We start from the raw sequence: 14,836 nt of genomic DNA, 5'->3' as shown, positions 1-14,836 counted from the left end.
GGGTCAGCCCCGGGCGAGTGGGGTGAAACGGAACTTGAACGACGCATCGAGAGTGTCGTCGACGCCGCTGATCTCGTCCGTCGAGACGGCGATCTGCTTGCCTTCCAACAACGGAAGCGTCGGGATGTAGTTCGTTGCGAGGAGCGTCTGGATCTGTTCCAGGATCGCGTTGCGTGCCGCAGGATCGGCCGTCGTACGTTCCTGATCGAGCAGTGCGGTGATCTCCGGGCTCTCGAAGTGCGACTGCAGGAAGTTGTCCGGTGCGAAGAACGGCGTCAGGTAGTTGTCGGCGTCCGGGAAGTCCGGGAACCATCCCAGCTGATAGACCGGGTACGCGTCGGCGACACGCTCTTTGGTGTAGGTCGTCCACTCGGTCGACTGCAGGTTCACGTTGAACAGGCCCGTCCCATCGAGCTGGCTCTTGATGGCGGCGTATTCCTCCGACGAGCTCGAACCGTAGTGATCGGGGTTGTACTGCAGGTTCAGCTGTACCGGGGTGGCAATGCCTGCGGCACTGAGGAATCCAGCTGCTTCGTCCTTGTTGGGCACTTCGCCGTACGTGTCGCCGAAGGCGGGCGTTGCTCCTTCGAGGCTGCCGGGCACGACGGAGTACAGCGGTGTGTATGTGCCCTTGTAGACGCTGTCCGACAGAGCCTGGCGGTCGACGGATGCGGCAATTGCCTTGCGTACGGCCAACTTCTGCTCGGGAGTATCACCGGGCATGGTGTTCATGTTGAACACCATGTAGCGGCTTTCACCGCCCGGCCCCTCGTGGACGGTCAGTCCGTCGACCGCACCGAGAGAGTCGATGTCCGTCGGAGTCAGTGAACGCCAGGCGACGTCGATCGCCTTGTTCTGCATGTCGAGCTTCAGATTGTCCGAGCTGGTGTAGTACTTCAGCGAGATGTTCTTCGTCTCCGGGGCGCCGAGAATGCCCTTGTAGTCACCGTTGGCGGTGAAGCTGACGAGTGCGTTCTTGTCGTAGCTGCCGATCGAATACGGTCCGGCAAAAGGCTTTCCGCTGACGACGGCCGCGTCGTCGAGCACTGCGTCGGCGGGGAACACCGTCTGATCGACGATCGGGCCCGCGGGCGTCGCGAGGATCTGCGGGAACGTCTGATCGTTCGGGGTCTTCAGTGTGAACTCGACGGTCTTCTCGTCCGGCGTGGCGATGCTGTCGAGGTTGGTCAGCAGCGAGGCCGGGCCGTTGGGATCGTTGATCGCGACTACACGGTCGAACGAGAACTTCACGCTCTCGCTCGTCAGCGCGTTGCCGTTGGCGAACGTCAGATCGTCCTTCAACGTACAGGTGTAGACGGTCGGCTGCGTGAAATCACAGCTCTCGGCCGCATCCGGTTCGAGCTCGGAGCTGCCAGGCGCGAAATTCATCAGGAACGGATAGACCTGGTTCATGATCATGAACGAGCCGTTGTCGTACGAACCAGCGGGATCGATCGATGTCACCTGGTCGGTTGTGCCGACCGTGATGGTGTCGCCGCCGCCGTCTCCGGACGACGACGCACCGTCGTCGGTGCGTCCCGAGCCGCATGCGGCCAGGGTCAGAACGGCAACGGATATCGCTGCCACTCCGACGATCTTCTTACGTTGCTGGGAACTGCGACCGTTGCCGGGCGACAGGATCATCTGCATGCCTCAATCTGTTCGGTTGTGTCCTTGATTGTTCCGGACAGTACCGATCAGCTGTTTCGAATATGTGGCAAACAGGAAACCTGACGAAATATTTTCCGGCGCAGGCCGTTACATACCCTACGGTCGGCTGAGCGCACTCACGTTGGCGTTGCCGGACTCCACCGTCTGACCTGCAGCGGTTGCCAACAAACCTTCGAGAACGTGCTTCCCCAGTGCGTTGTCCGCGGGCAGATCGATCGGGTACTTCCCCGTGAAACATGCAGTGCAGAGCCGAGATTCCGGCTGCTCCGAGGCTGCGATCATGCCTTCGGTCGAGATGTACCCGAGGGAATCGGCACCGATTGCCTGACGCACTCCCTCGAGAATGCCGTCGGCTGCGTCGACACCGTTGGCGATCAACTCTGCGGGAGACGCGAAGTCGATACCGTAGAAACATGGCCAGCGGACGGGCGGCGACGCGATACGGACGTGGATCTCGAGCGCGCCGGCTTCGCGCAGCATGCGGATGAGCGCACGCTGGGTGTTACCTCGCACGATCGAGTCGTCCACCACGACAAGCCTTTTGCCCCGAATGACCTCTTTGAGAGGATTGAGCTTCAGCCGAATACCGAGCTGACGAATGGTCTGCGACGGCTGGATGAACGTACGGCCCACGTAGGCGTTCTTCATCAGGCCCTGGCCGTACGGAATGCCTGAACCCTGCGCGAATCCGACGGCAGCCGGAGTACCGGACTCGGGAACCGGAATGACCAAGTCTCCCTCGGCGGGATGCTCCTCGGCCAGACGGCGACCGATCTCGACGCGCGTCGAGTGCACCGAACGTCCGCCGATGACACTGTCCGGGCGAGCGAGGTACACGTACTCGAACACGCAGCCCTTGGGCTCGGGAGCGGCGAAGCGCGAGGAGCGAACTCCATCGGCGTCGATCGCCAGCAGCTCACCCGGTTCGATGTCACGGACGAACGCGGCGCCGACGATGTCGAGCGCTGCAGTCTCGCTGGCGACGACCCACCCTCGGTCGAGACGGCCGAGCGACAGCGGACGAATGCCGTGGGGGTCACGGGCGGCGTACAGCGTGTGCTCGTCCATGAACGTCAGGCAGAACGCGCCCTTCAACGTGGGCAGCAATTCCATCGCAGCCTGCTCGATGGTGCGATCGGCGGCCTTGTGCGCGAGAAGCGCGGTGACGACATCGGAGTCCGACGTGCCGTTGCCCTGCAGACGGTCGCTGATCAGGCCTTCGTCACGCGCACGTGATGCCAGTTCGGCGAAGTTCACGAGGTTGCCGTTGTGGCCGAGCGCGATGCCCGTGCCCGCAGTGGTGGTACGGAAGATCGGCTGAGCATTCTCCCAGGTCACAGACCCACTGGTCGAGTAACGGCAATGTCCGACGGCGACGTGCCCCGGCATGGCGCCGAGGGTCTGCTCGTCGAAGACCTGACTGACGAGGCCGAGGTCCTTGAACACCAGCACCTGGGAACCGTCGGACACCGCGATACCCGCAGCTTCCTGGCCTCGGTGCTGCAGTGCATAGAGCCCGTAATACGAGAGCTTGGCCACATCCTCCCCCGGTGCCCAGACTCCGAAGACTCCGCACTCTTCCCGAGGTTCGTTTTCGGGTTCGTCTACGGGCTTGCCTACCAGAAGATTTGGACTGTCAACCGACAACTCGGCAGAGGTCACAGCACTGCTCCCTTGGGGGACGGGGCGGGGGGCTGTACCCAGTCTACGGGCACACGAGTCGATCCAACGCATCGCGGGCCTGCGCCATTCCCGAGTCGGACACTCGGCGTCCATCTGTCGTCCATCAGGCCCGCAGGATCGGCAACCAATGCCCCACTTCGCCCGCGCGGCTTCCCGACGCGGTGATCGATCCGTCCTTCAGCGCGTCCTCGAATTCCTTGACGCCGGTAGCGACCTCCAGCCAGGTCCGCGGATCTGTCTCGACGACGTTCGGCGGCGTTCCCCTCGTGTGCCGTGGTCCGGTGATGCACTGCACCGCGACGAACGGCGGCACCCGCACCTCGACGCTCGATCCCGGCGCGATCTGGGCCAATGTCCGTGCGGTCGTGCGGACGGCGTCGGCGAGGGCTGCCCGCGGCGGCTTGTCGAGGGACGCGTCGCGCACCCAGTCGGCGACGGCCAACACGGCCACGCGGACTTGTTCAGGGGTGACGGTCTTGGTCGGAGCCATGGAATCAGCTTATGACGGTGTCGTCGTTGCCCAATAGTTGCCTCTGTGGGGCCGATCCGACCCTGCGGACCGAACTATCGGGCACTCACGTCACGAGCGCGAACAGCCAACACCGCGCCCGACGCGTTCACCGCGTAATGCAGCAGCGCGGGCGCGAGAACGCTGCCGCTCCGACGACGAAGCCACGAGAACAACACCCCTGCCAGAGCCGTTCCGACCACTGTGCCGACGACCGAGTCCCCTGCCGCGCGAGCTGGATGGATGTGCCACAGCCCGAAGAAGACCGGGGAGAGCGTGGGCGATACGGCGTCGAACACGACTCGAAAGACCAGTTCCTCGCAGACGACGGTGCCGACGGGGATGCGAAACAGCACCCACTCGGCGAGGTTGTCGTCGGACGGTCGCACTCGACGAGCCAGCGCAGGAACAGACGCGACGACGACCGACGCCACAACGGGAACGGCAGCGGCGGCAAGACCCCACCCGAGTCCGCTGCGCCATCGCGAGAGACCGAGGTCGACACGAGCGATGCGACTCAGACCCAGCCCGAACGCCGCATTCACCACCGCCCGACGACGGGGCGAGAGATCGAGCGCAGGCACCAGAACCGTGCTCCACGCCGTGGTCGACGCGCCCAGCAGGACGACTCTCACTTCTCCGGACCGTCCCGACCCGCGAACTTGTCCATGACGGAACGGACCTTCTCGGTGTCCGCATCGGTCCATCCGTCGGGCGCGGCGACGGCGACCCACCCGTCGAGAACGAGGGTTCCGTAGTTGTGCCCGTGTCCGTCGGGAACTCCTGCTGCGTTGGTCAGATCGGCCGCGACCTGCCAGAACGTGACGATCGGGAACCACCGCATGTCCGGCAGCCGGTCGGGTCCTGGCGCCTCGGACAGCCAGTCGGGCCTCTCGAACAGCAGGTCCGGTGACCACCACACGACGGGATCGGATGCGTGCTGGACGTACAGAACCCTCGGGCTGAGCCATGGTTCGGATTCCGGTGGAATGCCGCTGGAGTTGTCGGCGAACCGCACGACGAGACCGTCTGCATAGACCGGGCGCACCTCCGGACTACCCGGGTCCCGGCGGTCCACGAACTGCGACCACAACCGGTTCGCGTTGGGAGGGCCGACCCACAGGACACCGTCGACGCTTTCTCGAATCTCGGCGAGCCCGTCGAACGCCCCTTCCCCTGCCTGCGTGCCGAGGCTCTCGCCGTAGACGTAGAGCCGAGGACGTGTCTCCTCCGGCTCCTGCAGCCACCGCTGACGGACCTTGTCGATCAGCGCCTTGCCCGCCTCGGCTGCCTTGTCGCGTTCGGCGAGAAACGAGATCCAACTCGGCAGATAGGAATACTGCGCGGCGACGGTGGCGACATCTCCGCCGAACATGAGCTCTTCGGCTTCGATGGCCGTCGGATTGACCCAACCGGTGCCCGTCGTCGGGACGACGACGAGTGCCTGTCGCTGGAATGCGCCGGTTCGCTCGAGTTCGCGAACGACGATGTCGAGGCGTTCGTCCTGTGTGTCGGCGGTTTCGAGGCCCGCGTAGGCGCGGATCGGTTCGAGGGCGGGACGGCCGAGGCCGTCGGAGATCTCGTCGGCGGTCAAGCCGCTGGAGACGAAGTTCCGCCCCTCGAATCCGAGGCTGTCCCACGGAGCCAACGATTCCGGGCTGCCCGACCGCTCCGGACGCTGGGGCTGCTCGGCGCCGTCGCGAGTTTCGTTGTTCTGCAAGCTGAATGCCGAGTTGGTGACGTCGGACACCGCTCGTAGCAGCACGCCCTGCACGAGCGCGATGACCAGCACGACGATGACGATCACGCCGATGACGTTGGCGACCTCGCGGGGCATCTTGACGATCTTGTTGATCTGACGAGCGAGGAAACGCACCAGGTCTCGTAGCACCCGCATGCCGGAGATGAACAGTGCCGCAACGCCGATGCTCAGCGCGCCCGTCCGGAAGTAACCGGTGGTCGTCGTCCCTTCGGCGTCCATCAGCGCTGCGAGTTCACGCTGCCAGCCGGCCGACAGATACAACATGTACAGCGACGCCAGAACAGCGATCGGGACGATCGCGAACTTGATGTACAGCTCGACGCGACGCGGCAACGGCCACCACGACTTGCTGTCGAGGAACCATCGCCGTGCCGCCCACCCGACCGCGACGCCGAAGCCGTATCCGACTGCGGCGTTGATGCCGCCGATCAGGCCTTGGAACAGCCAGTCACGTGGCAACAACGACGGCGTCAGCGACCAACAGAAGAACAAGGCACTGAACGCGATTCCGGTGAAGTCGAGTTTCAGCAGCCCCCACAGCCACATGACGAAGGGATGCTTGTCGGGGGAAGGTACCGAGAACTCGATCGGGAGCCGGTAGTGCGAGTGCGCGTGCTCTACCTGGCTCACGTCCGATCGTGATGCCTCCGATACCTCTCCCCCAGGCATCGGCTTACCCGAAGAGTGTGGGAAGGGTGCTCTCGAAGGTTTCACGGAGTTCGGTCATGGAGACCGAGAACTGGCCCTGAACTTCGATGTCGTCCGCGCCTTCGTCGACGACGCCGATGCGCGTCCACGGCAGACCACGGGCGGTGCACATGCCGGTGAAGCGAGTCTCTTCGGTACGCGGCACGGCGACGAGCACACGACCGGAGGACTCGGAGAACAAGGTGACGAACGGATCTGCACCCTCGGGAAGCAGTATGCGGCAACCGGTTTCACCAGCCAACGCAGCTTCGACGACGGCCTGAGCCAATCCGCCTTCGGACAGATCGTGTGCGGCGCTGATCAATCCGTCACGCGATCCGGCGAGCAGGATGTCCGCGAGGAGCTGCTCGCGTGCGAGGTCGACCTTCGGCGGAACGCCTCCGAGGTGATCGTGCTCGACCTGGGCCCAGATGGATCCGTCGAACTCGTCGTGGGTGTCGCCGAGCAGGATCAGCGTCTCGCCGGGCTCGAGGCCGAGGCCCGTCGGGATGCGACGATGCACGTCGTCGATGACACCGAGCACGCCGACGACCGGAGTCGGGAGGATCGCTTCGGATCCGGTCTGGTTGTAGAAGCTGACGTTTCCGCCGGTGACCGGAATGCCGAGGGTGACGCATCCGTCCGCGAGGCCGCGGACGGCCTGGTGGAACTGCCACATGACGCCCGGATCCTCGGGGGACCCGAAGTTGAGGCAGTTGGTGACGGCCTTGGGCGTCGCACCGGTGACGGCGACGTTGCGGAACGCCTCGGCCAGCGCGAGCTGCGCACCCTGGTAGGGATCGAGCGCGGTGTAGCGGCCCGACGCATCGGTGGCGAGCGCGATTCCGCGGCCGGTCTTCTCGTCGATGCGAATCACACCGGCGTCAGCGTTCTCGGCGAGCACGGTATTCCCGCGGACGTAACGGTCGTACTGCTCGGTGATGAACTTGCGGCTGCACAGCTGCGGGCTGCCGATCATCTTCAGTAGCGTGGCCTTCAGCTCGTCGGGCGTTTGCGGACGTGTCAGTGACGCAGTGGAATTCGCGACGAGCGCGTCCTGGGTGTCGGGACGCTGTACCGGACGGGTGTAGACCGGGCCTTCGTGTGCAACGGTCTTCGGCGGTACGTCGACGACGGTCTCGCCGTGCCAGGTGATTTCGAGGTTGTCGCCGTCGGTGACCTCGCCGATGACGGTCGCGAGCACGTCCCACTTCGCGCAGACGGCCATGAAGGCGTCGACGTTCTCGGGCGTGACCACGGCGCACATGCGCTCCTGGGACTCGCTCGACAGAACTTCTGCCGGAGTCATTCCGGTGGCGCGCATCGGGACCTGCTCGAGCGCGATGTGCATGCCGCCGCTACCGGCGGATGCGAGTTCGGAAGTGGCGCAGGACAATCCGGCACCGCCGAGATCCTGGATTCCGACGACGAGCTTGTTCGCGTAGAGCTCGAGACACGCCTCGATGAGCACCTTCTCGGTGAACGGGTCGCCCACCTGGACCGCAGGGAGTTTCTTCCTGCCCCCACCGGTTTCGTCGCCGTCGAAGGTCTCCGACGCGAGAACGGACACGCCGCCGATGCCGTCGAGACCTGTGCGAGCGCCGAACAGAATGATCTTGTTGCCCAGGCCCGACGCGAATGCGAGATGCATGTCCTCGACGCGCATGACACCTGCGCACAGGGCGTTCAGCAGCGGGTTACCGGCGTAGGAGGCGTCGAACACGGTCTCGCCGCCCACATTGGGGAGGCCGAGGGAGTTACCGTAGCCGCCGACACCGGAGACGATGCCGGACAGGACGCGGCGCGTGTCGGGTGCGTCTGCAGCACCGAAACGCAGCTGGTCCATGACGGCGATCGGACGCGCACCCATGGCCATGATGTCGCGGACGATGCCGCCGACGCCCGTCGCGGCGCCCTGGTAGGGCTCGACGTACGACGGGTGATTGTGACTCTCGACCTTGAACGTGACGGCCCAGCCGTCGCCGACGTCGACGACGCCCGCGTTCTCGCCGATGCCGGCGAGCATGGACTTGCGCATCTCGTCGGTGGTGGTCTCACCGAAGTACTTCAGGTGCACCTTGGAGGACTTGTAGGAGCAGTGCTCACTCCACATGACGGAGTACATCGCCAGCTCGGCGTCGGTAGGCCGACGGCCGAGGATCTCTTTGATCCGGGCGTACTCGTCGTCCTTGAGTCCGAGTTCCTTGTACGGCTGCGCCACGTCAGGTGTGGCGACTGCGGTTGACACTGTATCGACGGACACGAGGAGTGGGTCCTTCCCTGGAGCGAATTGCCGAGGTCAGTCTATCGGTGCAGGCCGACAGGACTAAATCAGTAGTGGACCTTTGTGCGAACATGGCCGAATGGACATCCCTTTGACCGAGAACGATCTGGACGAATCGGGCGTCATCACGCCTCAGATGGTGGTCAAGGGTGTTGATATCCCCATGAAGGCCGTCGTCTGCTTCTTCGCCGAGGTGATCGAATCCATAGCGGGCAAGGGCAAGGCGAGGGTGTTGTCCGTCCTGCGGTCCGAGCATGGCGAGCACCCCGTCTACGAGGTCGAACGCGGCGGCGAGCGCCTCGCGGTGTTCCATCCCGGCGTCGGTGCGCCGCTGGCGGCGTTGTTCCTGGAGGAAGCGATCGCGCTCGGATGCTCGGAGTTCGTCGCCGTCGGAGGCGCGGGGGCGCTGACCGACGATCTGGGTATGGGCCACGTCATGGTCGTCGACAGTGCCGTGCGCGACGAGGGCACGTCGTTCCACTACCTGCCACCGGGCCGGGTCGTCGACGCCGATCCCGACGGTGTCGCGTTACTGCAGCAGGTACTCACCGAAGCCGGTATCGATCACGTGACCGGTCGCTCGTGGACCACCGACGCGCTGTACCGCGAAACCCGCAGCCGGGTGTCGCGGCGCGTCGACGAGGGGTGCCTGACGGTCGACATGGAGGCGTCGGCGTTCTGCGCCGTCGCGAAGTACCGAGGCGTGCACTTCGCGCAGTTGTTGTACGCGGGCGACTCGCTGGCCGCCGACTGGGAACATCGGGGCTGGACAAAAGCAGGCACCGTCCGTGAGCAGTTGTTCTGGCTCGCGGCCGATGCCTGCGTGCGCTTCGCGCCCGTGCGCGGGTAGTTGGTCTCTGCTGTAACTACCCGCGCACGGGTGCCGCAGGCGCCAGGAAGGCCGCCAGCGCCTCGGAGTACGCCGTGATGTCCGACGCCCCCATCAGCTCCCGCGAGCTGTGCATGGCGAGCTGGGCAGCTCCGACGTCGACGGTGGAGATGCCGGTGCGCGAGGCGGTGATCGGACCGATCGTCGAGCCACACGGCAGATCGGCGCGATGCACGTACCGCTGCAGCGGAACCCCGGCCTGATCGCAGGCGAGCGCGAAAGCACCTGCACCCGCGGAATCCGTTGCGTACCTGAGATTCTGATTGACCTTGAGCACCGGGCCGCCACCGAGCTCGATGCGGTGCGCGGGCTCGTGCCGATCCGGGTAGTTGGGATGCGTCGCGTGCGCCATGTCGCCCGACGCGCAGATCGATCCCGCCATGGTGCGCAGGAATTCCTCACGGCCACCGCCCCTTCCGAGGACGATCCGCTCGAGCACCGTGTTCAGCAAGTCCGAGAAGGCGCCACGATCGGACATGCTGCCGACCTCCTCGTGGTCGAACAGTGCGAGCACCGGGGTGACGTCGGTCGGGTTCTGCACTGCCGCCAGAAGGGCTTGCGTTCCGGCATAACACGTTCCCTGATTGTCCAGCCGTGGAGCGCTGACCAATTCGCCCTCGACGCCGACGATCGAGCTAGGCGCCAGATCGTGCGTCATGAGTTCCCACCCGAGAATTGCCTTCGGGTCGACGCCTTCACGCTCGGCCACGTACGAAATGAACGAGCGCGGTGAATTGCCCACTCCCCAAATGGCATTGACGTGTCGCTGCGGATCGAGCGTGACGCCCTTGCGGTCCTCGGACAGGTGGATCGCCAACTGCGGAACCCTGAGAATCGGTTCGTCGACCTTCACGAGCACCTCACGCAGCGCACTACCGTCGCGAACGCTCAACCTTCCCGAGATTCCGAGATCTCGGTCGAGCCAGGAATTCAGCCACGCGCCGCCGTACGGTTCGAGTCCGACCATTTGCCAGCCTGCGGATTCCAGATCCGGGTTCTGCTTGACCCGCAGGTTGGGGCTGTCGGTGTGACCGCCGACGATCCGGAAAGGGCCTGCAGGAGCGGAGCCTGCGGAACGACCCGACCGGTCGTGCTCGGTACTCCAGGCGACGAGGGATCCGCCGCGGATCAGGTAGTACTTTCCCGGCTCGGTAGGCCACGCATCCGTCTCCTCCACGCGAACGAATCCGGCCTCTTCCAACTGCACGGACACCGTCCGACACACGTGGAAGGGCGACGGGGAGACGTCGACGAAGTTGCACAGACCGGCAGCAGAAGCAGTGGAAGGCATGGGAACCATTGTGGCAGCCGCCGCGTCGAACAGACCAAGGAGCCAGAGACAACCGGGGGGACATCATGAACGAAGTGGCCGAATCAGCATCCAGGGCAACCACAGTGGCGATCATTCGCAGAAAGGTGTTGATCGAGCTGAAGCGTCGGGGCGCCCACGCGACCAAGGTGGACGAGCTGACACTCAGACTCGATTCGGGCGGCTATCTGGGGTTGAACAACCTGGTCGACCGCTGCTTGAACGCTCCGGTCTGGCACTGGGGCGACTGCGTCGAGGCGCACGTGACCACCATGCTGGAATCGCAGCGGCTCAGTGACCTGGATCGGCTGATGGCCTTGCCCGACGAGGAGTTCTACATGCGCCTTCGTGAGCGAGTTGCGCCGCTGGGCAACCTGCCGAAACCCGAGGCCTTCACCTATTCGCACCCACTGGTCGACGCGCCGAACTCACCGCGTCGGGTACTCAACCTGACCTTCCCCGACCTTGCGTTGACCGTCAACGACCAACTCCTCGAGAACCGCGACATCGACGCTGCCTGGGCATTCGGCCGCGAGAACACCGCGGCGATGGTGTTCGACGATCACGAATCTCTGATCAAGGACGACATCGCCATCGACGTGTGGCGGGGCGATTCGATCTACTTGGCGTCGAAGGTGGCCGACATGCCCACGCTGATCGCGGGTCATTTGGGCGACGCGCCGTTCGGGGTGTTGTTCGCGATTCCCAGCGCGTACGAGATCGACTACTTCCTGCCACGGGAGTACGACCACACCGTCCGCGCTGCCGAACTCATGGCCGGTCTCGCGCCGATGCTGGCGAGGAACACACCCAACCCGTTGTCGACTGAGCTCTACTTCTGGCGAGACGCCGAGTACTGCCAGGTGACCGGTGGCTCGTCCGCAGAACTGTTCGCACAGACACTCGCCGAACTCCCCTCGTGAGTGAAAATGTATACGTGAGTACACATTTCCACTCACGACGGGTTATGCGTTGACTACCGCGTCCAGCGCCGAGTAGAAGATTCCGAGACCGTCGTCGCTCGGGCCGGTGAGTGGCTCGGTGGCGTGCTCGGGGTGCGGCATGAGCCCGACGACGCGGCCGTCGGCCGAACTGATTCCGGCGATCTCACGCTGCGAACCGTTGGGGTTGGACCCGCTGTAACGGAACACGACGCGGCCTTCGCCTTCGAGCTCGTCGAGCACGTTCTGTGGAGCCTGGTAGCGGCCCTCGGCGTTCTTGACCGGAATGAGGATCTCGGCGTTCTTGTCGTAACGCGACGACCACGCGGTGTCGGTGTTCTCCACCTTCAGCCACTGGTCGCGGCACACGAAATGCAGACCCTCGTTGCGCGTCAAGGCGCCGGGCAGGAGACCGACCTCGCACAGAACCTGGAAGCCGTTGCAGATGCCGAGGACGGGCATGCCGCCTTTGGCTGCGTCGACGACGGACTCCATGACGGGCGCGAACCGGGCGATGGCACCTGCGCGCAGGTAGTCACCGTAGGAGAAGCCGCCGGGGACGACGATGGCGTCGACATTCTTCAAGTCGGCGTCGGCGTGCCACAGGCTGACGGGCTCGCCGCCTGCCAAGGTGACCGCGCGGGAGGCGTCGACGTCGTCGAGAGTTCCGGGGAAGGTAATGACACCGATGCGGGCGCTCATGCGAGTCGGGTGACCTTCCAGTCCTCGATCACGGTGTTCGCGAGAAGCGATTCGGCGATCTTCTCGAGCTCGGCGTCGTCGACACTGTCGTCGACTTCGAGCTCGAAACGCTTGCCCTGACGCACGTCGGACACTCCGGCGACGCCGAGGCGGCCCAGCGCGCCCGCGATGGCCTGACCCTGCGGATCGAGAATTTCGGCCTTGGGCATGACATCGACAACTACTCGGGCCACGAGGAAGCTCCTTGGAAAGAAAATTACCGGCAGGTGGGAGTTTACGCAGGCCCTGCGGCAGTCGCGAAACTGCGCATACTGTGGAGCGCATGCGACTGACACACTTCGGACATTCCTGTGTACTCGTAGAACTGAACGGCACGACGGTGCTCTTCGATCCCGGCAACTTCTCGCACGGCTTCGAGGGCATCACCGGACTCGATGCGATCCTGATCACGCATCAGCATCCGGACCACGTCGATCTCGAACGACTTCCTGCTCTGCTGCAAGGAAATCCGGGTGCAGCGTTGTACGCGGACCCGATGACCACGTCGCAACTCGGCGAGCGATGGACGGCCACGCACGCCGGCGACGTCTTCACCGTCGGTGGCATTCAAGTCACCGGCGTCGGGGGTACGCACGCGGTGATCCACCCCGAACTTCCAGTGATCGACAACACCGGCTACCTCCTGGGCACCCCCGAGAATCCAGGGCAACTCCTGCACCCGGGTGACTCGCTGTTCGTCCCGGAACAGAAGGTCGACGTGCTCGCGCTGCCGACGGCAGCGCCATGGTCGAAGCTGTCGGAGAACGTCGAGTTCCTGCGCGCGGTCGCGCCGCGAGCGGCGTTCCCGATCCACCAGGCCGTCGTCGCCGAGCACGCTCGCGGCATCTATTACGGGCGATACAAGGACATGGCGTCGGACACCGAGTTCCGCACGTTCGACGAGGAAACCAGCGTCGAGATCTAGTCCCCATGTGCACGAAAATACATAGCCCTCTATGTATTTTCGTGCACATGCGCTCGCGCCTTCAGGCCGCCTTGTAGATCCTCCGCACATGCTCGTACACGCCGGGCTGAGCTCCGCTGTACAGCGCGAGGTCGATCGCGTCGATCATCGCCTGGTGTGGTCCGCTACGGCTCAATTGCTTTGCGCTGACGGCCAATCGGACCAGGCCACCTCGGCGGGCCGTCCGGCCGGCGCCGATGACCAGCGCTCGACACCACCACGGCTCGGTCTTGAATCCTTCTCCGATGCCGAGAACGCGGCCACGCTGCACCGAACCGGTTTCGAGGTCGTGCAGTGCGCTCACACCGGCGATCATGCGGAAGCCGGCGTCGGGCAGTGCGGACACGGCCCCAGGCGACGCGACCCACCGCGGCGCGGCGAACACTCGCGTCCGCAGCCCGATCTCTTCCATGACGCGGTCCGCGGCCATCAGTCTCAACCGGGCCTCGTGCCGGGGCAGGGTGGCGAACTCCGCTCGTCGACGCTTCGTCGCGGCCTGGTCGTAGCCGTGCAGCACGATCGCGTCGCCGTGATCGCGACGGTTCCGCAGCCAGTCCTGCGTGGCGTCGTCCTGCGTCAGTCGGTATTTGTCCTTCAGCCGTGGCGCGACGAGAAGAGACATCGCGACGCCACGCTTGTCGAGTTCTCGGGCGAATTCCGCGACGTTCTCGCAGGTGTCGTCCCTGATTCCACTCACCGACACGATCAGTCGTCCAGACATGCCGCGAGCCTCGCACACCGGGGTGAACGAGGCTCGACGGTCGTGTGGCGCCTGGCTAAACGGCGATGGTTTCCTTCGGCAGGATCTTGTCGATGGCAGCCAGGACCTCGGGCGCATCCGGTTCGGTGCGCGGACGGAAGCGGTTGGTGACGACGCCGTCGGGCGAGATCAGGAACTTCTCGAAGTTCCACTGGATGTCGCCTGCAGCGCCTTCGGCGTCCTCGGTCTTGGTGAGCTCGGCGTACAGCGGATGCCGGTTCTCACCGTTGACCTCGATCTTCTCCATCATGGGGAAGGTGACGCCGTAGGTGGTGGAGCAGAAGGTTTCGATCTCCTCGGCGGTGCCGGGTTCCTGACCGCCGAACTGGTTGCACGGGATGCCGATCACCGAGAGGCCCTTCGACGCGTAGTCGGTCGCCAGCTTTTCGAGAGCGGCGTATTGGGGTGTCAGGCCGCACATCGACGCGACGTTAACGACGAGGACTGCTCTTCCTGCATATTCATCGAGCGAGGTGGGCGCACCGCCCAGCGTGGTGATCCCGATGTTCTGGACTTCAGTCATCACCCGAACTTACCTGTGAGTTGGCCGGGAAGGGGAACGGCCCCGCTTGTAAGCGAGGCCGTTCACCTGTTTTTCCGAACCGGGCGCCGGGGGGATTCGGCAGCGCCCGGCAGG

General features: G+C 64.7%; 14 protein-coding genes. 3 read left to right on the top strand and 11 right to left on the bottom strand.

Going from position 1 to position 14,836, the window contains the following annotated elements:
- Nucleotides 1-3: 3 nt before the first annotated feature.
- The 6 genes from CHB96_RS03715 to purL all read right to left on the bottom strand — a co-directional run bounded on the left by CHB96_RS03715 (nucleotide 4) and on the right by purL (nucleotide 8,574).
- Nucleotides 4-1,644 (bottom strand): ABC transporter substrate-binding protein, encoded by a 1,641-nt coding sequence (locus tag CHB96_RS03715; protein ID WP_176444151.1) that lies wholly within the window; start codon nucleotides 1,642-1,644, stop codon nucleotides 4-6.
- Between the two features lie 123 nt (nucleotides 1,645-1,767).
- Nucleotides 1,768-3,333 (bottom strand): amidophosphoribosyltransferase, encoded by a 1,566-nt coding sequence (gene purF, locus CHB96_RS03710; protein ID WP_089243244.1) that lies wholly within the window; start codon nucleotides 3,331-3,333, stop codon nucleotides 1,768-1,770.
- 124 nt (nucleotides 3,334-3,457) lie between these two features.
- A complete protein-coding gene (locus CHB96_RS03705) occupies nucleotides 3,458-3,844 on the bottom strand; it encodes a sterol carrier family protein (RefSeq protein ID WP_089243243.1) in 387 nt (128 codons plus the stop codon).
- A 74-nt stretch (nucleotides 3,845-3,918) separates the two neighbouring features.
- Nucleotides 3,919-4,497: a CPBP family intramembrane glutamic endopeptidase gene (locus CHB96_RS03700; protein ID WP_089243242.1), complete on the bottom strand. Its 579-nt coding sequence runs from the start codon at nucleotides 4,495-4,497 to the stop codon at nucleotides 3,919-3,921.
- The gene (locus tag CHB96_RS03695; RefSeq protein ID WP_089243241.1) at nucleotides 4,494-6,293 is read right to left on the bottom strand and encodes an alpha/beta hydrolase; all 1,800 of its coding nucleotides are present in this window, start codon (nucleotides 6,291-6,293) and stop codon (nucleotides 4,494-4,496) included. The genes CHB96_RS03700 and CHB96_RS03695 overlap by 4 nt, the downstream gene beginning before the upstream one ends.
- A 4-nt stretch (nucleotides 6,294-6,297) precedes the next feature.
- Nucleotides 6,298-8,574 (bottom strand): phosphoribosylformylglycinamidine synthase subunit PurL, encoded by a 2,277-nt coding sequence (purL, locus tag CHB96_RS03690; RefSeq protein WP_089243240.1) that lies wholly within the window; start codon nucleotides 8,572-8,574, stop codon nucleotides 6,298-6,300.
- A gap of 100 nt (nucleotides 8,575-8,674) precedes the next feature.
- Here purL and CHB96_RS03685 point away from each other — a divergent pair, with 100 nt between their 5' ends.
- Nucleotides 8,675-9,445: a nucleoside phosphorylase gene (locus CHB96_RS03685; protein ID WP_245865210.1), complete on the top strand. Its 771-nt coding sequence runs from the start codon at nucleotides 8,675-8,677 to the stop codon at nucleotides 9,443-9,445.
- 16 nt (nucleotides 9,446-9,461) lie between these two features.
- Here CHB96_RS03685 and CHB96_RS03680 read toward each other — a convergent pair whose 3' ends face one another.
- Entirely contained in the window at nucleotides 9,462-10,775 is a 1,314-nt protein-coding gene (locus tag CHB96_RS03680; protein WP_176444121.1) for a M18 family aminopeptidase, read from the bottom strand.
- A gap of 65 nt (nucleotides 10,776-10,840) precedes the next feature.
- Between CHB96_RS03680 and CHB96_RS03675 the strand changes: the two genes are divergently transcribed.
- Nucleotides 10,841-11,716 (top strand): hypothetical protein, encoded by an 876-nt coding sequence (locus tag CHB96_RS03675; protein WP_089243238.1) that lies wholly within the window; start codon nucleotides 10,841-10,843, stop codon nucleotides 11,714-11,716.
- 42 nt (nucleotides 11,717-11,758) lie between these two features.
- Here CHB96_RS03675 and purQ read toward each other — a convergent pair whose 3' ends face one another.
- Nucleotides 11,759-12,436: a phosphoribosylformylglycinamidine synthase subunit PurQ gene (purQ, locus tag CHB96_RS03670; protein ID WP_089243237.1), complete on the bottom strand. Its 678-nt coding sequence runs from the start codon at nucleotides 12,434-12,436 to the stop codon at nucleotides 11,759-11,761.
- Complete coding sequence (purS, locus tag CHB96_RS03665; RefSeq protein ID WP_068424943.1) at nucleotides 12,433-12,669, bottom strand: phosphoribosylformylglycinamidine synthase subunit PurS; 237 nt, start codon at nucleotides 12,667-12,669, stop codon at nucleotides 12,433-12,435. The genes purQ and purS overlap by 4 nt, the downstream gene beginning before the upstream one ends.
- Nucleotides 12,670-12,758: 89 nt before the next feature.
- Here purS and CHB96_RS03660 point away from each other — a divergent pair, with 89 nt between their 5' ends.
- Entirely contained in the window at nucleotides 12,759-13,400 is a 642-nt protein-coding gene (locus CHB96_RS03660; protein ID WP_089243852.1) for an MBL fold metallo-hydrolase, read from the top strand.
- Nucleotides 13,401-13,461: 61 nt separating this feature from the next.
- On the opposite strand, the gene CHB96_RS03655 is transcribed toward CHB96_RS03660, so the two are convergent.
- Entirely contained in the window at nucleotides 13,462-14,160 is a 699-nt protein-coding gene (locus tag CHB96_RS03655; RefSeq protein WP_089243236.1) for a DUF2334 domain-containing protein, read from the bottom strand.
- A gap of 55 nt (nucleotides 14,161-14,215) precedes the next feature.
- A complete protein-coding gene (locus CHB96_RS03650; RefSeq protein ID WP_281254389.1) occupies nucleotides 14,216-14,725 on the bottom strand; it encodes a glutathione peroxidase in 510 nt (169 codons plus the stop codon).
- Nucleotides 14,726-14,836 lie beyond the last annotated feature (111 nt).

The sequence above is a fragment of the Rhodococcoides kyotonense genome, assembly GCF_900188125.1.
In the GTDB taxonomy this organism is placed as follows: Bacteria; Actinomycetota; Actinomycetes; order Mycobacteriales; family Mycobacteriaceae; genus Rhodococcoides; species Rhodococcoides kyotonense.
The sequence above is the reverse complement of the archived record's forward strand: the minus strand, read 5'-3'. Positions and strand labels throughout refer to the sequence as shown.

Coding starts and splice junctions, on each gene's coding strand:
- CHB96_RS03715 (WP_176444151.1), bottom strand. CDS start 1,644: ATGATCCTGTCGCCCGGCAACGGTCGCAGTTCCCAGCAACGTAAGAAG.
- CHB96_RS03705 (WP_089243243.1), bottom strand. CDS start 3,844: ATGGCTCCGACCAAGACCGTCACCCCTGAACAAGTCCGCGTGGCCGTG.
- CHB96_RS03695 (WP_089243241.1), bottom strand. CDS start 6,293: ATGCCTGGGGGAGAGGTATCGGAGGCATCACGATCGGACGTGAGCCAG.
- CHB96_RS03685 (WP_245865210.1), top strand. CDS start 8,675: ATGGACATCCCTTTGACCGAGAACGATCTGGACGAATCGGGCGTCATC.
- CHB96_RS03680 (WP_176444121.1), bottom strand. CDS start 10,775: ATGCCTTCCACTGCTTCTGCTGCCGGTCTGTGCAACTTCGTCGACGTC.
- CHB96_RS03675 (WP_089243238.1), top strand. CDS start 10,841: ATGAACGAAGTGGCCGAATCAGCATCCAGGGCAACCACAGTGGCGATC.
- purQ (WP_089243237.1), bottom strand. CDS start 12,436: ATGAGCGCCCGCATCGGTGTCATTACCTTCCCCGGAACTCTCGACGAC.
- CHB96_RS03660 (WP_089243852.1), top strand. CDS start 12,759: ATGCGACTGACACACTTCGGACATTCCTGTGTACTCGTAGAACTGAAC.
- CHB96_RS03655 (WP_089243236.1), bottom strand. CDS start 14,160: ATGTCTGGACGACTGATCGTGTCGGTGAGTGGAATCAGGGACGACACC.